Origin of the sequence: Nocardia sp. NPDC050712 (assembly GCF_040654295.1) — a bacterium.
Taxonomy (GTDB): domain Bacteria; phylum Actinomycetota; class Actinomycetes; order Mycobacteriales; family Mycobacteriaceae; genus Nocardia.
In genome coordinates this window covers 201,939-224,770 of sequence record NZ_JBFAHT010000006.1, presented here as the reverse complement: position 1 = coordinate 224,770, position 22,832 = coordinate 201,939, and the positions used below count along the sequence as shown (strand labels likewise).

Below are 22,832 nucleotides of genomic sequence, written 5' to 3'. Positions count from 1 at the left end.
GGCGGGTAGAACCGGAGCGTCCGCACCGAGTGCCCGTTGATCACGGCGCGATCCCTGCTCACTAGACTGTCGGGGTGGCAGATTCCCAGAGACCGGTCCTCGTCGTCGACTTCGGTGCACAGTACGCCCAGCTGATCGCTCGTCGAGTCCGCGAATCGAGCGTCTACTCCGAGGTGATCCCGCACACCATGTCGGTGGCCGAGATCGCGGAGAAGCAGCCGCTCGCGGTGATCCTGTCCGGCGGCCCGTCCAGTGTGTACGCCGATGGCGCGCCGCAGCTGGACGCGAAGCTGTTCGAGCTCGACATCCCCGTCTTCGGTATCTGCTACGGCTTCCAGGCCATGGCCCAGGCGCTCGGCGGCACCGTCGCGCACACCGGCACCCGGGAGTACGGCCGGACCGAATTCAAGGTCGAGGGCGGTTTGCTGCACGACGGCCTGCCCGCCACCCAGCCGGTGTGGATGAGCCACGGTGACGCGGTCACCGCGGCCCCGGCCGGTTTCGAGGTCACCGGCACCAGCTCGGGCGCACCCGTGGCCGCGTTCGAGGACCGGGCCCGCCGCCTGGCCGGTGTGCAGTACCACCCGGAGGTGCTGCATTCGCCGCACGGGCAGCAGGTGCTCAGCCGCTTCCTGCACGAGATCGCCGGGATCAAGGCCACCTGGACACCCGCCAATATCGCCGACGCGCTGGTCACACAAGTGCGCGAGCAGATCGGGGACGGGCACGCCATCTGCGGCCTGTCCGGCGGCGTGGACAGCGCCGTCGCCGCCGCGCTGGTGCAGCGCGCCATCGGTGACCGCCTGACCTGTGTGTTCGTCGACCACGGCCTGTTGCGGGCGGGGGAGCGCGAGCAGGTGCAGCAGGATTTCGTCGCCTCCACCGGCGCCAAGCTGGTGACCGTGGACGCGGTCGAGAAGTTCCTCGGTGAGCTGAAGGGCGTCACCGATCCGGAGGAGAAGCGCAAGACCATCGGCCGGGAGTTCATCCGGTCCTTCGAGGAGGCCGTCGCCGGCGTCGTCGCCGAGCAGGGTGCGGCCGCGGGCGGGACGACGCCGAAGGTCGAATTCCTGGTCCAGGGCACGCTGTACCCCGATGTCGTGGAATCCGGTGGCGGCACCGGCACCGCGAACATCAAGTCGCACCACAATGTCGGCGGCCTGCCCGACGACCTCGAATTCGATCTGGTCGAACCGCTGCGGCTGCTGTTCAAGGACGAGGTCCGCGCGGTCGGCCGCGAGCTCGGCCTGCCCGAGGAAATCGTTGCGCGCCAGCCCTTCCCGGGCCCCGGCCTGGGCATCCGCATCATCGGCGAGGTCACCCTCGAGCGGCTCGAACTGCTGCGGCACGCCGATGCCATCGCGCGCGAGGAACTCACCGCGGCCGGCCTGGACAAGTCCATCTGGCAGTGCCCGGTCGTGCTGCTGGCCGACGTCCGCAGCGTCGGGGTGCAGGGCGACGGCCGCACCTACGGTCATCCGATCGTGCTGCGCCCGGTGTCCAGCGAGGACGCCATGACCGCCGACTGGACGCGCCTGCCCTACGACGTGCTGGAACGCATTTCGACCCGGATCACCAACGAGGTGCCGGACGTGAACCGCGTGGTGCTCGACGTGACGAGCAAGCCGCCGGGCACCATCGAGTGGGAGTGATGCTCCCGTAGCCGACACGAAAGGCCCGCCTCCCGGGGCGGGCCTTTCGCTATTCGGGTGGTACTAGCGGCGTTTGCGCGGTGAGATCACCAGCATGACGCCGATCACGATGGCGGTGATCACCATGATCCAGCCGAACGAGATCGCGCCGCCGACCGACATCGTGCCGGGGCCGACCAGGGCCCAGGCGCTGACCGCGAGGGCGAGCAGGCCGACGATCAGCAGGGGCACGGCCGGGCCGCGCTTCTTGGTTACCGGTTGCTCAGCCACGGGACACCTTCGCCTCTCCGATCCGCACATCCACGTTCAGGTGGAGCACCGGTGCGTTCGGGGTGTTCGGGCCGGTGATGCCCGTGGGGCAGGTCGTGACCTCGCCGATGTTGACGGTGCACGCGGTGTCGACGGTCATGTTCTGGGGGAGCAGGACGTTCGCTTCGCCGGTCCCCACTTTCACCTCGACGGTGCGGCTTTCGGTCAGGTTCAGCGAGCGCAGGTCCAAGGTGGCCGTGCCAGCGGTCAGCGCGTATTCGGGCTGTAGTTCGCTCACCGTTCTCGGCGTCCACTCCCGGTCGCCGATGGCGGCGCCGTCGAACGGGCCGACCAGCGAGGCCAGCACGACGAAACCGGCGAGCGGTGCGGTCACCACCAGCAGCCCGGCGCCGCGGCGCAGGAAGGCGCCGGCCACCAGGCCCAGGCCGACCACGGCGAGTGCGACGGCGGCGATGCGCCCGGGAGTCATCCATTCGACGCCGGAGGCGGCGGCCGCACCCGCGCCGGCGGCGGCCAGGATGGCCAGGCCGAGCACGGTCGGCGTCAGCCGGGAGCGGGGCCGCTTCTGCGGTGTCACGGCGATCGGCCGGGCCGGGCCGGGCTCGGGTAGATCCCAGGCGAGCGGGGCGACGCCGAGCGGATCCCAGGACGGCGGCGTGACACCGCCGAAGACGTTGGGGCGCTCCGGATCCGGAGCCCGCGTCGGGAGTTGCTGCTTGATCAACGAGGGGGGAGCGGCTTCGCGCTCCGGCGAAACATCCACCGCCGCTGCCGGTTCGGCGGTCGCGTCGTTCTTGTCCAGCAGCACGGCCGGCTCCGTATCCGTTGCGGGCAGGGGATTTTCGACCGGCGGGTCCGGTACGTAGGCGTCCGGCAGTTTGGTGTACGGCGAGTACACCGGCATGACGTCGGAGTAGTAGTTCCCGGTGGTGGGGAACGCGGTGCCCGGATATCCGGTCGCGGTCAGGCCGCCGGGGGCACCGAAGTCGGTCTCGTGGTCGAGCACGCTGGTGCCGGGCGGCGGGTGCGGCAGCCGCATGTGCAGCATCCACCAGCCCGCCAGCATCAGCGCCAGGCTGATCACCCCGGAGCCGGCCAGGCCCGAACTGAACGGGCCCATCGAACTCACCGCGATGCACAGCGCCACGATCAGCACGATGGTCTTGGTGTGCGACTGTGAGCCCTGGCCGCCGCGACCGAAAAGCCCTTCCGCACGCGATGTTTCGCCGCCCGGCGAGCTCAGCAGCAGCCAGCCCAGCAGGTACAGCACGATCCCGGTGCCGCCGAACATCGTCGACACCACGAACGCGACCCGGACCAGCACCGGGTCGATGTTGTACCGCTGGCCGAACCCGGCCGCGACACCGGCGACCGGACCCTGCCGCGGCAGCCGGACGGGGCGGGTCTGCCACATCTGCCGGAGCTGATCGCCGAAGCTCGATTTCGTCATGCCATCCATGGTGGCCGCGACCATAGCCCCGGCGCATCGGGGTGAACCCTGAATCCTCGCCTGATCTCGGATTGCAACCTTCGGTGAACCGGCGGGACGGGTTGCGGGATCGGTTTTGTACTACTCGATGTAGTGTGACCTACTACACTCTGTAGTCTTCAAGCATGGCTCTATGGCTCATCCCCCTCTCCTCTGTCATCAGCTGCGTCGTCATCGCGGGGCTGTTCTCCATCGGATTCCCGAAGGAGTGACCCGGGCGGGGCCGATCAGAAGACGATCGGATCCCCGTACACCGCGCCGTTGGTCGTCGCCTCGGGTGAGTCCACGTCGATCGTCGTGAACGGGCGGATGGTCAAGGGCCCGCCGCAGCCCTGCACCACCAGGTGGAAATCGCGGCTCATCACGTAACCGGTCCGGCCGGCGGGCAATTGCTTCGCACCGGTCTCGATCCGTTCGATGACACCGGGCGTGATCTCCAGATCCAGGTCCACCGAGGCCGAGATCTCCGGGCCGATACCGGCATCCAGGCTCGGCTCCAGTGCGTCCGGACTGCCCCCGACCCCGAGCGTCACCCCGGCGTCGAAACCTGCCCCGGCATGCACCCCGAAGGTCAGGTCGATCCCGACCATGCAGCTGACGAGGTAACCCGACTTCAACGTGCCCGCACCCGGGCTGTCGATGCGACCGTAGGACGTGTTGTTCAAGAACACTTCCCGCGTGGTCGGCAACCCGTTCTGCGGAGCCACCGGATGCGCCGCCATATCGGTATGACCGACGGTGAACCCGAACCCGGTCGGCGTGGCGTAGTTGTTCTCGTGCGCCGCGTAGACGAACGCCTGTGCCGGCGCGGCCTCGACGGCCCCGATGCCCAGCGCGAGCGCGACGACGGCTGTGGACTTGATGAACATGGTTACCTCCCCTGCCTGTGCTCCCGTATCGGGAGCCGGGCCGAATGCTGTGGCCCGTAAGAAACGTATGAGCCAGGCCGGGAGGGAAGCGCGTGCCGATGTCGTCTACCTGGGCCGCAGTGGCAGGTAGGGGCGGTGTTCGCGAGTAATCCGGACCGGAGGTGGCCGGTGCGCCCGCTGTCCGGTCCGGACTGGGTGCGGCCCGCTCGGCGATCTCAGGTCAGCTCCAGCAGATTCAGCAACTCCACCCCGTGGGCAGCCAGGTTGGCGCGCCCGCTGCGACCCCGGTCCACGACGCAGAGGGTGTGGGTGACGGTGGCGCCCAGCCCGCGGAGGTCGGCGGCGGCCAGCGCGATCTGGCCGCCGGTGTTCACGACGGCCTCGACGACCAGGACGCGCTTGCCGGTGATGTCGGCGCCCTCGGCCAGCCGGCGGGTCCCGTGGACCTTGGCCTTCTTGCGGATGTAGGCGACCGGCAGCCCGGTGCGCAGGGAGAGAGCGGTCACTACGGGCACGCCGCCGAGTTCGAGGCCGCCCAGGACCTCGGTGTCCGAGGGGATGAGCGGAACCATGGCGCGGGCGGCGGCGTCGAGCAGGACGGGGTCGGCCGCGAAGCGGTACTCGTCCAGGAACTGGGTGGCGGTCTCGCCGGACCGCAGCAGGAATTCACCGGTCAGATGGGCTGCCTGACGGATTCGGGCCGCCAGGTCACCGTTGTCGGCGGGGTGCGGGAGAGAAGCGTGGAGATCGCGCATCCTCAGAGGGTAGGGACCGTTTTTTGCGCCTGTGTCACCACGATTCGGCGGTGGACGAGTGCCCGGGCCCGGAGTCGTCTTTCCGCACCCGAAGATCAGGGTGATTCCTGATGCTGGCTGTCGGTGTGACGTGCCAGTATCGAAGGCATGTACCCGTCCATGCCCGCGTTCGACGCTGCCCGCAGCGGTGGTGATCCGCGGGGTAAGCCGACGCTGGTGTTCCATGCCGGGGCGGCGCAGCCGAAGTTGGAGCGGCGCTCGGGCGGGCGGATCGTCGGCGGGGTGGCGGGCGGTATCGCCGATCATCTCGGGCTCGACGCGTTCAAGGTGCGGATGGCGTTCGTGCTGCTGTCCGCGCTGGCCGGTGCGGGCATCGTCGCCTACGGGCTGCTGTGGATCTTCACGCCGGGCGGCGCCGACGAGGCGAAACCCTCCGGCACCGAACGGCGGCGGTCGATCGGGCTGGCGCTGCTCGGGCTCGGGTTGACGATCGCGGTGTCCTGGCTGATGAACGGGACCGTGGCGGCGAAGGTGATCGTGCCGATCGTCGTGGTCGCGGTCGGCGCGGCCCTGGTGTGGCGGGAGTACGACACCGACGGCCCGCGCTCACTACTCGGGCTGCCCGCCCGTTCCTCGGTGGTGACCTGGGCCCGCATCGTCGCGGGCGCCACCATGATCGTGGCCGGGCTCGGCGTGGTGGTGCTGGCCCGGATCGATCTGAGCTCGCTCGGCTCGGCGCTGGTCGCCGTCGCGGTGACACTGGTCGGCGCGGGCCTGCTGACGGTGCCGCTGTGGCTGCGCATGATGCGCGCGCTGAATACCGAACGCGCCGCGCGGATTCGCAACGAGGAGCGCGAGGAGATCGCCTCGCACCTGCACGATTCGGTGTTGCAGACGCTGGCGCTGATCCAGCGCCAAGCCGGTGACCAGCAGGAAGTGACCAGGCTGGCCCGCAGTCAGGAACGCGAACTCCGCAAGTGGCTGTTCGAGGACACGGGCCCGGCGGAGTCCAGCCTGGCGGCCGCCCTGCGCACCATCTCCGGTGAGGTGGAGGACCAGCACGGCGTGAAGGTCACCCCGGTGACCGTCGGCGATGTCTCGATGGACACCGACGAGAGCGGAAACGGCCTGCCCAAGGAACATTTCACGGCACTACTCGGCGCCAGCCGGGAAGCGCTGGTGAACGCGGCCAAGCACGCGGGCGTGCCGGAGATCGACCTGTTCGCCGAGGCCGAACCGCACCAGGTCAGCGTCTTCGTGCGCGACCGCGGCACCGGGTTCGACGTGCACGCGGTGGCGCAGGACCGGCAGGGCGTGGCGAAATCGATTCGCGGGCGGATCGAACGGCGCGGCGGCCAGGTGGAGATCCTGTCCACGCCGGGCCGCGGCACCGAGGTGCGAATCTTCATGCCGCGCACCGACTCCGGCGTGGCCGAAACAGCCGAGGAGCCGAGCGCCGAAGGGGTGCCGGAGTTCTCGCCGATCTCCGCCGACGCCCCGACCGCGCGGATCGCCCGTCCGGTGCCCGGTGAGTAGCGCCGCGACGGCGCGGGTGTGATACCGATGGAAGGCCGGCCGGGCTCGGCCGGGGTAGTCCGGTGGGTTGGTCCCCGGGTGAGGAGAAGTAGGTGACCGTGCGGGTTTTTCTCGTCGATGATCACGCCGTGTTCCGGTCCGGCGTGCGGGCGGAGCTGAGCCGCGAGGTCGATATGGAAGTGGTCGGCGAGGCCGGTGGGGTGGCCGAGGCGATCGCGGGCATCAAGGCGACCACCCCGGATGTGGTGCTGCTCGACGTGCACATGCCCGACGGCGGCGGAGTCGCGGTGCTGCAAGGCATCGAGACCGGCCCGGTGTGCTTGGCGCTCAGCGTGTCCGACGCGGCCGAGGACGTGATCGCGGTGATCCGCGCGGGTGCGCGCGGCTATGTCACCAAGACCATCTCGGGCGCCGAACTGGCCGACGGCGTGCGCCGGGTGGCCGGCGGGGACGCGGTGTTCAGCCCGCGGCTGGCGGGTTTCGTGCTCGACTCGTTCACCGGTAAGTCTCCGGTGCCCGAGCCGCCGCTGGACCCCGAGCTGGATTCGCTGACCCCGCGCGAACTCGAGGTGCTGCGCCTGCTGGCTCGCGGCTACACCTATCGCGAAATCGCCGAGAACCTGTTCATTTCGGTGAAAACCGTGGAGACCCACGCCTCCAACGTGCTGCGCAAGACCCAGCAGTCCAACCGCAACGCGCTCACGCGCTGGGCGCACCGCCGCCGCATCGACTAGCGGCGGCTCACAGCAGCGCGATGATGACCGCGATGATCAGGATCAGGCCGATCAGCAGGCCGACGGCGATGGCCAGCGGCGCGTTGCTGGTCTGCGGCGGCCGCTGCCCGAGGGTGTTGCGCTGGCCGACGGCGCGCTGCGGCTGCGCCTGCGGCGCGCCCGTCTGCTGCTGCGGGCGGTGCGGGCGCGGCAGCGGCGCCGAGTGCGGGCTGCGCAGCCCGGACGCGGAATTGCGGGTGGCCCAGGCCGGGATGGTGCCGTCCTCGGTGCGCACCGGCGCGCCGAGGATGTAGTCCCCGGTGCCGGGGCCGAAAGCGGCGGTGAGGATTTCGTCGCGGGCCTCGGCCATGGTCGGGCGGCGCTGCGGCGCCGGCTCCAGCATGTGCAGCAGCGCGTTGGTGAGCACCCCGCAGCGCTGCGGCGGGATGATCTGTGCCATCGCGGCTCGCTCGACCAGAACGTCGGCGTTGTCGTCCAGGCCGAACGGCGGCTGGCCCTCGATCGCGGTGTACAGCGTCGCGCCGAGGGAGAACACATCGCTGGCCTCGGTCGGCTGGGCGCCGCGCGCCACCTCGGGCGGCAGGTAGGCGGGGGTGCCGGTGATCATGCCCTCGGGCTCGTCGGACAGCTCGCCCGCGCCCCGGGAGATACCGAAGTCGCTGAGCTTGGCCATGCCCACGCCCGGGCCGCGGTCGGCCACCAGGATATTGCCGGGCTTGATGTCGCGGTGCGTGATGCCGACGGCGTGCGCGGCGGCCAGCGCGTCGGCGACCTGCGCGCCCATCTGCGCCACCTCGATCACCGGCAGGGTCTCGAACACCGCCATCGCCTTGGCCACGCTGCGGGAGGGCAGGTGCTCCATCACGAGCCAGGGTTCGCCGGCCTCCAGCACCACGTCGTAGACGGCGATGGCGTGCTCGTGCGACAGCTTCGCCGCGACCCGGCCCTCGTGCATGATCTGGTTGCGGACCTCGGTGGCCTGGCGCTCGTCCAGCCCGGCCGTGGTGAGGACCTGTTTGATGGCGACGTCGCGGTCGAGCAGCCGGTCGCGCGCCAGCCAGACCGCGCCCATGCCGCCGCCGCCGACTTTCGACTGCAGGCGATAGCGGCCGGCGACCAGATAGTCCGGGCCGACGATGGGTCGGGGGCGCTCGATCATGGGTTGCAGGGTATCCGACGCAGCGAGATCCGTACCGGCCGAACCGTGATAAGGCAAAACGTGCCAAGTGATTTCGTACAGAACCGTCCAGTCTGGTGACGTGCGCCGCACCCTTGCGGCCCCGATCTCGCTCGCCGGTTGCTGAGGCTTTTCCGGGCGCGCGGCCCCTGATCTCGGACAACGGCGCTGAGTAACCCGCCCGCGCGGCACGCTTGACGGATCTCGGGGGTGGGTTTCTACTGGAGAGGTGTCGAACGTATATTCGATACGAATCGATAGCTGGATCGGTGCTGGCTGGTCCGCTCGCTTCGCCCAGTCCATCGTGGGAAGTAGGTGGTTGTGATGGGTTCGGACGCGCGCGTGGGGGAGACACAACAACAGAAGCTGGCCGAGCTCCGCAGGAAGATGGCCGCCATACCCGGTCGTGGGGAATCCGCCGTCGAGCGGGCGCCGCACGCCGCCGAATCGCGCCGGCCCGCGCTGCCCGTCCCCGCCGCGCTTGCGGAATTGTTGCCGGATGGCGGCCTGGTGCAGGGTTCGGTGGTGTCCTACGCGGGCGCCCGCTCGCTGCTCGCCGGGTTGCTCGCCGCGGTCACCGAGGGCGGCGGTCATGCCGCCGTGGTGGGCGTGCCCCGATTCGGTCTGCTCGCCGCCGCGGAGATGGGCGCCGACCTGGAGCGGCTCGCCGTGGTCGCCGACCCCGGCCCGGATCCGATGGAAGTTGCCTCTGTGTTGCTGGATGGCTTGGATCTGGTCGTCCTCGGTCTCGACGGCGCATCCGTCGCCCCCGCTCGCGCCCGTGTTCTCGCCGCCCGCGCCCGGAACAAGGGCGCCACCCTCGTGGTCACCGACGGCGCCTGGCCCAACCCGGCCCTGCGCATAGACGCCCGCATCGCCGGTTACGTCGGCCTCGGCACCGGCCACGGCCGCCTGCACTCCCTGACCCTGGAGGTCGAGGTGCGCGGCAAGGCGGGTGCGCCGCGCACCGGCCATCTCGACCTGCGGCCCAGCGCGGGCCGCGTGCGCTGGTTCCCACAGCAAGCCGATTCCGTCGGCGCCGACCTCCCACTTCGTGCGCAGGGCGCGGCCTCGTGACGCCGCACGCAGGCCGCATGGCGGCCATCGCTCCGCCCGGACATCGGTTCCTTGCGCCGCAGGCCGATTCCGCCGGGCCATCGACAGCGTGACGGAGTCCACGCGGGTGGTGGCGGTGTGGTGCCTGGATTGGCCCGCGGTGGCCGCCGCGGCGCTGGCGGAACTGCCGGCGACGCGGCCGGTCGCGGTGCTGCACGGGAATCGGGTGGTCGCGTGTTCGGCGGTGGCGCGGGCCGAAGGGGTGCGGCGCGGGCTGCGGCGGCGCGAGGCGCAGGCGCGGTGCCCGGAACTGTTTCTGGTGCAGGCCGATCCGGATCGGGACGCGCGGCTGTTCGAGCCGGTGGTGGCCGCCGTGGACGAGACGGTGCCCGGCGTCGAGGTGCTGCGGCCGGGGCTGCTGGTGCTCGGGGCGCGCGGCGCCGCACGGTTTTTCGGCTCCGAGGCGGCGGCGGCCGAACGACTGGTCGACGCGGTGGCGGCGGTCGGGGTGGAGGCGCAGATCGGGATCGCCGACGAGTTGTCCACCGCGGTGCTCGCGGCCAAGCGCGCCGCGATCGTGGCGCCCGGTGCGGGCGCGGGCTTCCTGGCGCCGCTGCTCATCGGTGAACTCGCCGTCGAGCCGAGCCTGGCCGCGCCGGAGCGCGGCGAACTGGTCGACCTGTTGCACCGCTTGGGATTACGCCGGATCGGCGATTTCGCGGCGCTGACCCCGGCCGAGGTCGCCTCGCGCTTCGGCAACGACGCGGTGCTGGCGCATCGCAGTGCTCGCGCCGAACCGGAGCGCCCGCCGTCCGCGCGTCGCCCGCCCCCGGAATTGACCGTCGAGATGCGCTGCGATCCGCCGATCGATCGCGTCGACGCCGCCGCGTTCGCCGGTCGCATGCTCGCCGCCCGGTTGCACGCCGTGCTGGCGGCCGCGTCGGTGTCCTGCACGCGGCTGTCGGTGTTCGCCGAAACCGAAGCGGGCGAGCAGTTCTCCCGGACCTGGCGCTGTGCGGAGCCGCTGACCCCCGAGGGCACCGCCGACCGGGTGCGCTGGCAACTCGACGGCTGGCTGAACGCACCCGCCGCGCGGTCCGCCGGGCCCCGGCGCGGCCGCCCGACCGCCCCGATCACCCTGCTGCGCCTGGAACCCGTGGAGATCGCCCGGGCCGGAACCCTGCAACTGGGCCTGTGGGGCGGCGTCGGCGAGGAAACCGAGCGCGCGCGCCGCGCCCTGGTCCGGGTGCAGGGTCTGCTCGGCGGCGAGGCGGTGCGATTCGGCGTGCTCAGCGGCGGCCGCGGTCCGGCCGAGCGCATCACCATGGTCGTGCTCGGTGACGAACCGGTTCCCGCCGCCGACCCGGATCAGCCCTGGCCCGGCAGCCTCCCGCAGCCCGCACCCGCCATGCTGCTGCTGAACCGGCCCGCGGTGCTGCTGCAAGCGGCCGACGGCACCGCGGTCCAGCTCACCGAGCGCGGCCTGTTCACCGCGCCGCCCGCCCGCCTGACCTGGGGCAGCCGCCGCTGGCCGCTGGCGGGCTGGGCCGGGCCCTGGCCAATCGACGACCGCTGGTGGACCCCCGACGCCACCGTGACCGCTCGCGCCCAGGTCCAGCTCGACGGCGCGCCCTCCGACACCAGGGTCCTGCTGCTGATCTACCGCGCCGAAACCTGGCACGCCGAAGGCATCTACGACTGACGCGTCCAGACCAGCGCGACGGAGAACGGCTGCCCGCGCAGCTCGGCCCACTTGGGTTTGGCGGCCAGCCAGGCGTCGTCCACCAGGCCCTCGGTGATCTCGGTGAGCACCCAGCCCGCGTTCAGCGCGGCCGTCATGTGCTCGCTGAGCAGGTGCAGGTGGGTGCTGATCGCCACCGGCTCGCCCGCGTCGGGCGTGTAGTGCGTCGGCATGCCGGTCACCATGATGAATTGCGGGTGGAAGCTGACCATGACGCAGGTGCCGCCGGGTGCGGCCAGACGCCACGCCTCGGCGTAGAACGGGCCCAGATCGGGGAGGTGCTCATCGATCAGCGAGGCGATCACCAGGTCGTAGGCGCCGCTCACGAGCCCGGTGTCGCGCACGTCCGCCTGGGCGAGGGTGGTGTGCGCGCCGCGTTCGCGCGCCCGCTCCAGCATGCCCGCGCTCACGTCGACGCCGTCGATGTCGGTGACGCCGTGCCGGCGCAGCCAATCCCCGGTGCGCCCGGTGCCGCAGCCGAGATCCGCGGCCCGCCGCACCTGCGCCCAGCCGGGGTGTCGCAAGCGGTCCAGCAGTGCCAGATCCATCACGTCCAGCACGGTGCGCTCGTAGGTCGGCGCCCAGCCGTCGTAGCCGGTGGCCACGTCCACGGTCGGATAGTTGCGTCGATCGAAATCCGCGAAAGCAGGCATGCACCGGAGTATTTCGCGAATCCGCGGCGGGCTCCACGGGTTTTTCGCGGGCCGGAGTGGCGACGACGCGCTGTGACGCCGGACAAATCCGCGGCTGCGGGCCGCGCGCGATCAGTATCCTCGAACACCGTGGAGCTGACTCGAACGGCGGTGCTGGCGGGCGTGCGGATCGCGTATCGCGATTCCGCCCCGTCCGGCTCGGCTGCCGCGGCGCCGGTGGTGCTGGTGCACGGAATGGGTGGCGACGGATACACCTGGGACCGGTTCGCGCGGAAACTGCTGCAGGCCGGGCGCCGGGTGATCATCCCCGATCTGCGCGGCCACGGGCGCAGCGCGCATTCCGATTCCTACCTGTTCGAGGAGTTCAGCGCGGACGTGCTGCGCCTGCTCGACCACCTGGACGTGCCCGCGGCGGACCTGGTCGGCCATTCCCTGGGCGGCTACGCGGTCTCGTGCATCGCCCAGGAGCGGCCCGAACTGGTGCGCCGGCTGGTCCTGGAGGAATGCCCGCTACCGCTGCGGTCCGGCGACGAACAGCAGACGCTGACCCGGCGCTTCCCGAGCGTGCCCGAGCTGTGGCATGCCACCAGCAGCCTGGTCCGGCATCCGCGGGCGGTGCTGGCCTTCGATCGCACCATGACGCGGACGGCGCTCGAACAGTTCCGCAAGCCGAATCCGGAGTGGTGGGACCGGCTGCCCGATATCTCCGCGCCCACCCTGGTGCTGCGCGGCGGCCCGGGCGGCATGGTCGACCCGGTGAAGCTGGCCGTCCTGCGAACCGCGATCCCGGAGTGCACCGTGGTCGATTTCACCAGCGGGCACAGCATCCACCGTGATCGGTACCGCGAGTTCGAGCGCACCGTGCTGCCCTTCCTGAGCGAGCCGGTGCGCGACGGCCGGGCCGACCTGCCCGCATGAGCGGGTCCTACAGTGCGGCTGTGAACTTCGAGGGTCTGTCGTGCTCCGCGGCCGCCGCGATCGATGTTCCGCTGCCGGGCACCGCGACCCGGGTGGGTGCCTGGCTCTGTGTCGAACAGCCGGGCGCCTGGGGTCGCGATGTGATCGGCGACCAGGTGCTCGGTCCGGAGATCACTCCCGAACTAGCGACCCGTGTGGCCGCGGCGCGCGTCCGCCCGACGCTGATCCGCCGGCCCGGCCGCAACGAGTTCACCGGGACGCGCACGGTGCTGCTCGCCAACTCCGGTCCCGCGGGTTCCTGGTGCGAGCGCCTCGAGATCACCGATCTGAAGCAACTGCTCGATCTCGATCTGGGGCTGCTGAACGGGCCGCCGCCGGGTATCGGTGCGCCCGTGCGCGATTCGGTGATCCTGGTCTGCGCGCACGGCAAACGCGACCAGTGCTGCGCGCTACTCGGCCGACCGATCGCGGCGAATCTCGCTGCCACCTATGCCGACCAGGTGTGGGAGTGCTCGCACACCGGCGGCCACCGCTTCGCCCCTGCCCTGGTGCTATTGCCATCCGGTCTCACCTACGGCCGCGTCGACACCGAATCCGCTACGGCCGCAGTCGAGGCCGCCCGCCGCAACGAGCTCTCGCTCAGCGGTTTCCGCGGCCGCAGCGGGCACAAGCCGATCGAGCAGGTCGCGGAAATCGCTGTTCGCGAACAGTTTCCGGCCGCACTCGACGAACTCACCGTCCTCGACGAAGGCACGACCGATCCGGCCCTCGCGGGCTCGGCACTGGTCACGCACCGCGACGGCCGCCGCTGGCGCGTCACGGTCCGTTCGGTATCCCTCGCGCCGCGCCGAGCCAGCTGCGGCGCCGGTCCCAAACCGGTGTCCGCCCTCGTCGCGGATCGGATTCACCCGCTCGGCTGATATTCAACAGGTTGGTCTTACCCGGCGAGCCCGTGCTCGCAGCGTCCTACCTGGCGGCGATGACGATTCAGGGCGAGGATCTCGCGCCGCGTATCACGTTCGCGCTGTGGGGATCCGGAGTGGAGCCGGCCTGAAGGTTCCGGGCCCGTCGCCCCCTGCGCGACGGGTCCGGAGTTTCACCAGTGGGTACCGGGTACCCAGCGGGCGGCGCGGCGTAACGCGGTGCCGGTTACGCGCCGGGCCGTGGATTGTGCGCGGGGGGCCGTTTCCGGTTGTGGCACATCGGCTTCGGTGTCCTCGCTGGTGGGCTCGAGCTGTTCGCCCTTGGCGGCGGGGGAGTCCGGCAGCGCGCGGTAGTAGCGGTGCAGGATGCGGTCGCGGATCTTCGGCGTGACCAGCGCGCCGTACTCGGCGAGGGTGCCCAGCGGCACGTCGATGCGCTTGGGGCGCTCGGTGAGGGCGCGCACGATGGTGGCCGCGGCCCACTCGGGCGATTCCGAGGGCCCCTGGGAGCCGCTGGGCGTGATCATCGGGGTGCGCACCAGCGGCATGTGGATGGTGGTGAACGTGACGCCGTCGGCCATGGTCTCGACCGCGGCCACCTCGGTGAACTTGTCCAGCGCGGCCTTGCTGGCCAGGTAGGCGGCGAACCGCGGCGTCGCGACCTGCACGCCGGCGCTGCTGATCTGGACGATGTGGCCGAACTTGCGGTCACGCATCTGCGGCAGCAGCGCCAGGGTCATCCGCAGCGCGCCGAAGTAGTTGACCGCCATGGTGCGCTCGAAATCGTGCATCCGGTCGGTGGAGCGGTGGATGGCGCGGCGGATGGAGCGGCCCGCGTTGTTCACCAGCATGTCGACATGGCCGTGCTCGTCCAGAATGGTTTTGACGGTCTGGTCGACGGAGTCCTCGTCGGTGACGTCGCACTGGTAGCCGTGCGCCGCGCCACCGGCGGCGCGGATCTCCGCGACGACGTCGGCGAGTTCGTCACCGCGGCGCGCGAGCAGGAAGACGGTGGCGCCCTTGGTGGCGACGGCCAGGGCGGCGGCCCGGCCGATGCCGGAGGACGCGCCGGTGATCAGGACGTGCCGGCCGGTCAGGTCGCGGCGGTTCCGCCGCTTCTGTCCGGCTTCGTCAGCGTGGGTCATCGCTGCTCCTTTGCAGGTCGAATTGGCACGAACTTACTCTCAAGTAAGTTTACCTGCCAAGTGGGCCCCGCCACATTCGGACGCCGTCGCAAAACCTTCGCAAACCCGTTCGAATCGCTCTCGTATCTGTCGAACGTATGTGCGATACTTCTGCCCATGGCGGACGATCGGATGGCGGACATCTTTGCCGCGGTGCGGCTCGGCAGCGACAACCGGAAGGCGGCACGGCACGCGCTCGAACAGTTGTGGGACGAGCTCGGTGCGGCTGGAGATCCGTTGCAGCGCTGCGTGATCGCGCATCATCTGGCCGTGCTGCAAGACGACGACCCGCAGGCGCTGATCTGGGATCAGCGCGCCCTGGCCTCGGTCTTCGGTCCGGGCATCCCGCTGGACGAGGGTCTGCGCTGCTTTTTGCCCTCGCTGTATCTCAACCTCGCCGACAGCCACCGCCGCGTCGGCGATTTCGAAACCGCCCGGATGCAGCTGACCATCGCGCGCGGCCACCTCGCGGTCCTGGTCTACGACGCCTACGGCGCGATGATCCGCTCCGGCCTGGACCGGGTGGAAGCCGCGCTGGACGCCGGCTCCACGGCGCGCCTGCCGAACGGGAGCGAGTGACCATGCGGGCGAGGAGGTGAGCAGCTGGGGCAACGGGCCGCCGACCTGGGCGGAGATGGAACGGGTCCTGTCCGGCCGGCCGGGCCGGACGAATCCGGAGGCGATGCATCCCGGCGACGGCGGCGACAGCCCGGCCTGGTCGCGCAAGCGCGGTGAATATCAGGCCGAGCCGGTGGCGCGTCCGGACGGCCCGGTGGTGCCGTACGCGGAGTTGCACGCGCATTCGGCGTACAGCTTCCTGGACGGCGCGAGCCAGCCGGAGGAATTGGTCGAGGAGGCGGTGCGGCTCGGATTGGAGGCGATCGCGCTCACCGACCACGACGGTTTCTACGGCACGGTTCGCTTCTTCGAGGCGGCCAAGGAATGGGGCATGCCGACCGTGTTCGGGTCGGAGCTGTCGCTGGGGACCGGTCTGCCGGGCCCGGACCCCGCGCCGGCCACGTTGCGTCGCAAGGGGATGGCGGCGCAACGTGCGTCGGCGAAAGCCGAAGGCGGACATGCCGATGCGCCGGATTCTGCACCGCGCACCGGCGCGCCGGACCCGGCCGGCCCGCACCTGCTGGTGCTCGCGCGCGGCCAGGAGGGCTACCGCAGGCTCTCCCGGGAGATCGCCGCCGCGCACCTGGCGGCGGGGGAGAAAGGCATCCTCCGCTACGACCTGGACACCCTCACCGCCGCGGCGGGCGGGCACTGGCACATCCTGACCGGCTGTCGCAAAGGCCAAGTGCGCCAAGCCCTGGAGCGCGACCTGCGAGTGGGCGACACGCGGCTGCCGCAGGCCGAGGCGGCCCTGCGGGAACTGATGGAACGGTTCGGCGACGACCGGGTGAGCGTGGAACTGACCCACCACGGCATCCCCACCGACGACGAGCGCAACGCCTACCTGCTCGCTCTCGCCGATCGCTGCGGCCTGCCCGTATTGGCCACCACCGGAGCGCATTTCGCCGCACCGGCGCAGCGCCGCCGGGCCATGGCGCTGGCCGCGATCCGGGCGCGCGCCAGTCTGGACGACATCGCGGGCTGGCTCGCGCCCACCGGCGGCGCGCATCTGCGCTCCGGCGCGGAGATGGCGCAGTTGTTCGCCGCCTGCCCGCAAGCGGTGTCGAACGCCGCCGCGCTGGCCCGGGAATGCGCCTTCGATCTGCGGTTGATCGCGCCGCGGCTGCCGCCCTTCGCGGTGCCCGCCGACCACGACGAGAACTCCTGGCTGCGCGCGCTCGCCCTGCGCGGCGCGGCCGAGCGCTACGGCCCGCCGGAGCGAAACCCGCAGGCGTACCGGCAGATCGAGCACGAGCTCGCGGTGATCACCACGCTCGGTTTCCCGGGCTACTTCCTGGTGGTGCACGACATCGTCACCTTCTGCAAGGACAACGACATCCTGTGCCAGGGCCGCGGCTCGGCCGCCAACTCCGCGGTCTGCTACGCCATCGGCATCACCAATGTCGACCCGGTCGCCAACAAACTGCTGTTCGAGCGCTTCCTCTCGCAGGAGCGCGACGGCCCGCCCGATATCGATGTCGACATCGAATCCGATCGCCGCGAGGAGGCGATCCAGCACGTCTACGCCAAGTACGGCCGCGACTACGCCGCCCAGGTGGCGAACGTGATCACCTATCGCGGCAAGTCCGCGGTGCGCGATGCCGCACGCGCACTGGGCTTTTCGCCGGGCCAGCAGGACGCCTGGAGCAAGCAGGTCAGCCGCTGGAGTGGCGTCGCGGCCGAGACCGGCACCGATATTCCCGCCGAGGTGATCGCGCTGGCGGGCGAGATCGAGGGCCTGCCAAGACATTTGGGTATCCACTCGGGCGGCATGGTGATCTGCGACCGGCCCATCGCCGATGTCTGCCCGGTGGAGTGGGCGCGCATGGCCGGCCGCAGCGTTTTGCAGTGGGACAAGGACGACTGCGCCGCAACGGGACTGGTGAAGTTCGACCTGCTCGGCCTGGGCATGCTCTCCGCGCTGCACTACATGATCGACCTGGTGCGCGAGCACAAAGGCGAGACCGTCGAACTGCATCGGCTCGACCTGACCGAGAAGGCCGTCTACGAGATGCTGTGCCGCGCCGACTCGATCGGCGTCTTCCAGGTGGAGTCCCGGGCCCAGATGGCGACCCTGCCCCGGCTCAAGCCGCGCACCTTCTACGACCTGGTGGTGGAGGTCGCGCTGATCCGCCCCGGGCCGATCCAGGGCGGCTCGGTGCATCCCTACATCCGCCGCCGCAACAAACTCGAGAAGGTCGTCTACGACCATCCGGCCCTGGAGAATTCGCTGGAACGCACCCTGGGCGTGCCGCTGTTCCAGGAGCAGCTCATGCAGATGGCCGTCGACGTGGCCGGTTTCTCCGCCGCCGAAGCCGATCAGCTGCGCCGCGCCATGGGCTCCAAACGATCACCGGAACGCATGGAGCGTCTCAAGGACCGCTTCTACCAGGGCATGCGCGACCTGCACGGCATCACCGGCGAGATCGCCGACCGCATCTACGAGAAGCTCTACGCCTTCGCGAATTTCGGTTTCCCGGAAAGTCATTCGCAGAGCTTCGCCGCCATCGTGTTCTATTCGTCCTGGTTCAAGCTGCACCATCCGGCCGCGTTCTGCGCGGGCCTGCTGCGCGCGCAGCCGATGGGTTTCTACTCGCCGCAGTCGCTGGTCGCCGACGCGCGCCGGCACGGAGTATCGGTGCACGGCCCCGACATCAACGCCAGCCGGGCCGAACCCGGCCTGGAGAACCACGGTCTGGATATCCGGCTCGGACTGGCGGCGGTCCGGCACATCGGCGCGGACCTCGCGGAGCGCATCGTCGAGGCCCGCGCGGCGGGACCGTACACGTCCTTCCTCGATCTGACCGGCCGCGTGGAACTCACTGTCCCGCAAGCGGAATCGCTGGCCACCGCGGGCGCGCTCGGCAGTCTCGGCATTACCCGCCGCGCGGCGCTCTGGGCCGCCGGGGCCGCCGCGGGGGAACGACCGGATCGGCTGCCCGGCACCGGCGCGGCCACCGCGGCCCCCGTGCTGCCCGGCATGAGTGATCTGGAACTCGCCGCCGCCGACGTGTGGGCCACCGGCGTCTCCCCGGACAGCTACCCGACGGAATTCCTGCGCTCGCGGCTCGACGCGCTCGGTGTCATCCCGGCGTCGGGCCTGCTGTCGGTCCCGGATGGGTCCCGGGTGCTGGTCGGCGGCGCCGTCACGCACCGGCAGCGTCCGGCCACCGCCGCGGGCGTCACCTTCCTCAACCTCGAGGACGAGACCGGCATGATCAATATCGTCTGCTCGGTCGGGCTGTGGAACCGGTATCGCCGGCTCGCGCAGTCGGCGTCGGCCCTGCTCATCCGCGGCCGGGTGCAGAACGCGGAGGGCGCGGTCAGCGTGGTCGCCGAACACCTGCGGCTCCTCGATCTCCGGATCACCGCGAAGTCTCGCGACTTCCGCTGAAAAACCAGGTTGCACCGCGGTTTTCGGTGGGTAACCTGGCAGGAATCGCACCTGCTACGTGGGGGAGTACGGCGCTATGTCACACGGGGAAAAGAACTTCGGGTCCAGGCTGTGGGAGCGGGTTCGCTCGGCGTTCCGGCTGGAGCGGCGATCGCAACGGCCGGAGCCGATCCACGAGTTCCTCGAATACACCCCGGATCCACTGCTGTGGCCGGTGGAGACGCGGCGGCGGCGCCTGGAAGCCGCTGCTGTGCTGCTGGTCTCGCTGCCATCCATCGCGCTGAGCACGGTGCTGCTGTGCACGCCGTTCGCGGTGTTCGGGCCCTGGGGCGTGGCGGGGGCCGGGGCGCTGTGGCTGGCCTCGGGCGCGCTCGCCTTCCTGCCGAACGACGACGCCGTGCTGGCCCGGGTGGCCTACGGTTTCCGGCGGCCGCGACCGGAAGAGCAGAAGCTGCTCGCCGAGGCCTGGGCGAATATCACCCGCGCGGCCGGTATCGATGGCTCGAAATATGCCCTGTGGGTGCACGATTCGAGGGAACTCAACGCCTTCGCGGCACCGGGCGGCATCGTCGGCGTCACCAGCTGGGCGCTGGAAACCCTGGACGATCGCCAGCTCGAAGGCCTGCTCGCGCACGAGCTCGGCCATCATCTCGAGGGCAAGAAATACACCGCGATCCTCGCGCGCTGGTACTCGGTGCCGGTCCGGATCATCAGCCGGATGCTGTCCTTCATGACCCAGCGCATGCTGATGGCCGCGGAGTCCGAGGCCGACGACGCGCCGTGGCTGGCCCTGGGCATCGTGCTGTTCGGTGTGCTCGGCAGCAGCGCGCTGGTCCTGCTACCACTGGTCGCGGCGCTCATCCTGCTGATCGGCCCGCTCGCCGCGTTCGGTCTGCTCAGCCTGCTGTTCGTCGCCGAACCCCTGGGCCGGGTATTTCTTTCCCAGCGCGAGGAATTGCGCGCCGACCGGGTCGCCGTCGACCTCGGCTACGGCCGCGATTTCCGCGAGATCCTCGACGAATGGCTCAGCGAACACGACGACTGGGACGGTGCGGCGGCCTATCTGCGCTGGTTCAACACCCACCCACCCTCCGACACCCGCATCGAAGCCGTCGAGGCCCGGATCCACGAACACCGGCACTCACGTGAATGAACTCGCGTCGATGACTTTCGGCGTGCCGCGCGGTCAGTAGTTCTGGAGCCGTACCAACCGAGGAGCGCGAATGATCGATCTGAAGCCGGCCTGCGCCGCGATGAGCGAACTGCTGATCGCGATCACCGACGCGGAGCTGACCTTGCCCACTCCGTGCAGCAAGTACCAGGTCGCGGATCTGGTCGAGCACGTCGATGTGGTGGTGCGCGGCTCCACCTCGCTGGCTCGGAAGCAGAGTGCGCCGAGCGAACCCGCCGCCGATCGGACCGTGCTCGCCGAACGGGTCCGGCTGCTCGGCGCGGCCTGGGACGACCCGGCAGCCTGGGAGGGCACGACGCCGACCGCGAGCCTCGCGCTCACCAACGCCGTCTGGGCGCGCATCGCCTTCACCGAAATCGTGGTGCACGGCTGGGATCTGGCGCGCGCGACCGCCCGGCCCTTCGACCTGCCCGAGTCCACCCTGCGCGCCTGCCTCGACCACGTCGCCGAGTTCGTTCCGCGGGCTCCGCTCCCGGACCTGTGGGAACCCCCGGTCGCGCTGCCCGGCGACGCGCCCCTGTTCGACCGCATCGTGGCGATTACCGGCCGGGACCCTCGGTGGACCGCCGACTCGGCCGGAAAAGGCGAGTGACCCGCGCCACCGCAGCCGCTACGCTGCCGATATGCGAAAGCTTGCGGTTCTGTGCATCGGCCTGCTGGGCCTGACGCTGCTGGTGGGCTGCGGCTCCGACAATGCCGCGGACACCGGTTCCGCGGGTAAGTCGTTCGCGACCGCCGCGCCCGCGCCCGCCGTTTCACCGCCCGGGTTCCGGGAGCAGTCCCCCGGTGACAGCAAGCAGCCGAGCGGGGAGGCGTTGTCGCGCAAGGAGGTTGTCACCGGCAACGTCGAGATCGTCGCCGGGGATCCGATCGCGGCGGCGGGCAAGGTCGTCGCTCAGGTGACGGCCGCGGGTGGCCGGATCGATTCGCGCACCGAGCAACCCGGTACCGAGGACGACGACGATCAGCCCAGCGCCGCGTTGACGGTGCGGGTACCCGCCGACAAGATCGACGCGTTCATCGACGGGCTCGGCACCATCGGCCGGGTCACCGAGATCAGCACCAACCGCGACGACGTCACCATGCAGTGGGAAGATCTGGACGCCCGGATCAAGGCTTTGCAGGCCTCGGTGGATCGCCTGCGCGCCCTCATCACCGGCGCGAACAACACCGCCGATCTGATCGCCGCCGAACAGGCCCTGTCCAGCCGCCAGGGCGAACTCGACAGCCTCACCGCGCAGAAGCGGCACCTCGACGATCAGGTCGCGCTGTCCACACTCACCATCTCCCTGACCACCGACGCGAAGCACTCCGACGGCGGTCCCGACAACTTCTGGGACGGCATCGTCGCGGGCTGGAATTCCCTGGTCGACTGGCTGCAGGACGCGGTCGTCTTCACCGGCCGGGCCATTCCGTGGCTGGGCTTCCTGGCGCTGCTCGGCGCTGTCGTCTGGGGTGTGGTGAAACTGATCCAGCGGCCGCGCCGCACCGCCACGCCTACCCCGGCCGTACCCGCGGTCATCGGGCCCGCGGTAACCCCCGCGGCGACAGGAGATTCGAGTGCCGACGCCGGTGATCAGGGCGACCATAAAGCCGAACAGCCGTAAGGGCCCGCTCGTCGAAACCGCTAGAAGCGTTTCGAGATCACCCGCGGACCGCGCCGGATCAGGGCAGCAGGCGCCGTAGTGCCCGGCGCAGCGCCCGGCTGTCCGAGTAACCCAGGCGCCGCGCCAGTTCGGTGGTACTGACCGCGGGCGCGGACCGCTGCAATTCGATCCGACGAGCCTTGTCGAGTTCCGCGGTCCACGTCGTTCCCTCTTCCGCGAGTCGCCGCTGTAAGCTCCTGCGGCTGGTCAACATTCGCCGGGCTACCAGATCGACTGTCGCGCCACCTGCGGGGAGCAGCGCGACCAACTGCCGGTGCACCTCTTCGGTCCACGTCGTCGCCCGGGGTGCGGGCGCCGCCAAACCCTCCGCGTAGTGCGACATCACGGCGGCCAGCATGGGATCCGCGGTGCGCAGCGGCAGCGACAGATCGGCGGCCCGGAAAGTGAGGCGATCGCTGGGCGCACCGAAATCGACGTTCACGGTCCCGAAAAGCTCGGCGAAATGCCGATGGGTCTTCGGTGCGCGCTGGCGAAACATGATACGCGACGGGCAGATTCGCTGACCGGTGATATGGCGGGCCCGCACGGTATTGGCAGCCGCGGCGTATTGCATCGCCAACTCGCGGCCGCGGCCGTGTCCGTCGAGGAGCTCGATATCGATGCTCACTTCGTCGTCGTCCGCGTCCTCCTCGACGAGGGCGAACGCGAAGTTGCTCGTGATAGTGCTCAGAAATGGCCGGCTGCGCGCCAAGCCCGCACCCCAGGTCGGCGCGGTCGCGATGAGATAGTCGTGCACACCCATCTGGCCCGGGACATAGGTGTCGGCGATCCGAAGCGCCATGCCCGGGTCGTCGAACTCGTACTCGATCAGCTCCCAGAGGCGCAGATGCACCCGCCCCGACACCGTCGTGGTCGGGCTGGCCAGCGCCCATCCGGGGAGGCCGGCTTCCGCCGCGAGCCGCCCCCGCGCCTGATCGGTCAAGCCGGCGCCGTCGAGGATGGCCTTGGGCAGGAGAGCGATATCGGTAGTCATCGCGCTCCTCTGCGGCATCATGGCGGGGCGA

The 22,832-nt window shown here is 70.5% G+C and carries 20 protein-coding genes; 12 read left to right on the top strand and 8 right to left on the bottom strand.

Going from position 1 to position 22,832, the window contains the following annotated elements; genetic code table 11:
* Positions 1–74 precede the first annotated feature (74 nt).
* A complete protein-coding gene (guaA, locus tag AB0H76_RS36565; RefSeq protein ID WP_357331856.1) occupies positions 75–1,652 on the top strand; it encodes a glutamine-hydrolyzing GMP synthase in 1,578 nt (525 codons plus the stop codon).
* A gap of 63 nt (positions 1,653–1,715) precedes the next feature.
* Here the strand turns inward: guaA and AB0H76_RS36560 are convergent, their stop codons facing one another.
* From AB0H76_RS36560 to AB0H76_RS36545, 4 genes are all read right to left on the bottom strand, one after another.
* The gene (locus AB0H76_RS36560; RefSeq protein ID WP_357331855.1) at positions 1,716–1,922 is read right to left on the bottom strand and encodes a hypothetical protein; all 207 of its coding nucleotides are present in this window, start codon (positions 1,920–1,922) and stop codon (positions 1,716–1,718) included.
* Entirely contained in the window at positions 1,915–3,372 is a 1,458-nt protein-coding gene (locus AB0H76_RS36555) for a PspC domain-containing protein (protein ID WP_357331853.1), read from the bottom strand. Before AB0H76_RS36555 ends, AB0H76_RS36560 begins: the two co-directional genes overlap by 8 nt.
* Before the next feature lie 266 nt (positions 3,373–3,638).
* A complete protein-coding gene (locus AB0H76_RS36550) occupies positions 3,639–4,280 on the bottom strand; it encodes an MspA family porin (RefSeq protein ID WP_357331851.1) in 642 nt (213 codons plus the stop codon).
* Between the two features lie 215 nt (positions 4,281–4,495).
* A complete protein-coding gene (locus AB0H76_RS36545; RefSeq protein ID WP_357331850.1) occupies positions 4,496–5,035 on the bottom strand; it encodes a phosphoribosyltransferase family protein in 540 nt (179 codons plus the stop codon).
* Between the two features lie 147 nt (positions 5,036–5,182).
* Between AB0H76_RS36545 and AB0H76_RS36540 the strand changes: the two genes are divergently transcribed.
* The gene (locus AB0H76_RS36540) at positions 5,183–6,571 is read left to right on the top strand and encodes a PspC domain-containing protein (protein ID WP_357331848.1); all 1,389 of its coding nucleotides are present in this window, start codon (positions 5,183–5,185) and stop codon (positions 6,569–6,571) included.
* 98 nt (positions 6,572–6,669) lie between these two features.
* Positions 6,670–7,305, top strand: a complete 636-nt coding sequence (locus tag AB0H76_RS36535) for a response regulator transcription factor (RefSeq protein ID WP_357332216.1) — start codon at positions 6,670–6,672, stop codon at positions 7,303–7,305.
* A 7-nt stretch (positions 7,306–7,312) separates the two neighbouring features.
* On the opposite strand, the gene AB0H76_RS36530 is transcribed toward AB0H76_RS36535, so the two are convergent.
* Positions 7,313–8,464 carry a serine/threonine-protein kinase gene (locus tag AB0H76_RS36530; protein WP_357331846.1) on the bottom strand — a complete coding sequence of 384 codons (1,152 nt, stop codon included), beginning with the start codon at positions 8,462–8,464 and terminating at the stop codon, positions 7,313–7,315.
* A 342-nt stretch (positions 8,465–8,806) separates the two neighbouring features.
* Between AB0H76_RS36530 and AB0H76_RS36525 the strand changes: the two genes are divergently transcribed.
* Positions 8,807–9,559, top strand: coding sequence for a hypothetical protein (locus AB0H76_RS36525; protein WP_357331844.1), 753 nt, complete (start codon positions 8,807–8,809; stop codon positions 9,557–9,559).
* A gap of 88 nt (positions 9,560–9,647) precedes the next feature.
* Positions 9,648–11,240, top strand: coding sequence for a DNA polymerase Y family protein (locus AB0H76_RS36520; protein WP_357331842.1), 1,593 nt, complete (start codon positions 9,648–9,650; stop codon positions 11,238–11,240).
* Here the strand turns inward: AB0H76_RS36520 and AB0H76_RS36515 are convergent.
* The gene (locus AB0H76_RS36515; RefSeq protein ID WP_357331840.1) at positions 11,231–11,932 is read right to left on the bottom strand and encodes a class I SAM-dependent methyltransferase; all 702 of its coding nucleotides are present in this window, start codon (positions 11,930–11,932) and stop codon (positions 11,231–11,233) included. The two genes, AB0H76_RS36520 and AB0H76_RS36515, sit on opposite strands and share 10 nt — an antisense overlap.
* Before the next feature lie 129 nt (positions 11,933–12,061).
* Between AB0H76_RS36515 and AB0H76_RS36510 the strand changes: the two genes are divergently transcribed.
* Together AB0H76_RS36510 and AB0H76_RS36505 are read left to right on the top strand one after the other, a co-directional pair.
* The gene (locus AB0H76_RS36510) at positions 12,062–12,850 is read left to right on the top strand and encodes an alpha/beta hydrolase (protein ID WP_357331838.1); all 789 of its coding nucleotides are present in this window, start codon (positions 12,062–12,064) and stop codon (positions 12,848–12,850) included.
* A 20-nt stretch (positions 12,851–12,870) separates the two neighbouring features.
* A complete protein-coding gene (locus tag AB0H76_RS36505; RefSeq protein WP_357331836.1) occupies positions 12,871–13,770 on the top strand; it encodes a sucrase ferredoxin in 900 nt (299 codons plus the stop codon).
* Positions 13,771–13,946: 176 nt separating this feature from the next.
* Here the strand turns inward: AB0H76_RS36505 and AB0H76_RS36500 are convergent, their stop codons facing one another.
* Positions 13,947–14,918, bottom strand: coding sequence for an SDR family NAD(P)-dependent oxidoreductase (locus AB0H76_RS36500; protein ID WP_357331835.1), 972 nt, complete (start codon positions 14,916–14,918; stop codon positions 13,947–13,949).
* Between the two features lie 156 nt (positions 14,919–15,074).
* Between AB0H76_RS36500 and AB0H76_RS36495 the strand changes: the two genes are divergently transcribed.
* The 5 genes from AB0H76_RS36495 to AB0H76_RS36475 all read left to right on the top strand — a co-directional run bounded on the left by AB0H76_RS36495 (position 15,075) and on the right by AB0H76_RS36475 (position 21,768).
* Positions 15,075–15,536, top strand: a complete 462-nt coding sequence (locus tag AB0H76_RS36495; protein WP_357331833.1) for a hypothetical protein — start codon at positions 15,075–15,077, stop codon at positions 15,534–15,536.
* Positions 15,537–15,591: 55 nt separating this feature from the next.
* Positions 15,592–18,969 carry an error-prone DNA polymerase gene (locus AB0H76_RS36490; protein WP_357332214.1) on the top strand — a complete coding sequence of 1,126 codons (3,378 nt, stop codon included), beginning with the start codon at positions 15,592–15,594 and terminating at the stop codon, positions 18,967–18,969.
* 76 nt (positions 18,970–19,045) lie between these two features.
* Positions 19,046–20,122 (top strand): M48 family metalloprotease, encoded by a 1,077-nt coding sequence (locus tag AB0H76_RS36485; protein WP_357331832.1) that lies wholly within the window; start codon positions 19,046–19,048, stop codon positions 20,120–20,122.
* A 70-nt stretch (positions 20,123–20,192) separates the two neighbouring features.
* Complete coding sequence (locus tag AB0H76_RS36480) at positions 20,193–20,753, top strand: TIGR03086 family metal-binding protein (protein ID WP_357331830.1); 561 nt, start codon at positions 20,193–20,195, stop codon at positions 20,751–20,753.
* Between the two features lie 31 nt (positions 20,754–20,784).
* Positions 20,785–21,768, top strand: coding sequence for a DUF4349 domain-containing protein (locus AB0H76_RS36475; protein ID WP_357331828.1), 984 nt, complete (start codon positions 20,785–20,787; stop codon positions 21,766–21,768).
* A gap of 58 nt (positions 21,769–21,826) precedes the next feature.
* Here the strand turns inward: AB0H76_RS36475 and AB0H76_RS36470 are convergent, their stop codons facing one another.
* Entirely contained in the window at positions 21,827–22,801 is a 975-nt protein-coding gene (locus AB0H76_RS36470; protein ID WP_357331826.1) for an AraC family transcriptional regulator ligand-binding domain-containing protein, read from the bottom strand.
* Between the last annotated feature and the right edge of the window lie 31 nt (positions 22,802–22,832).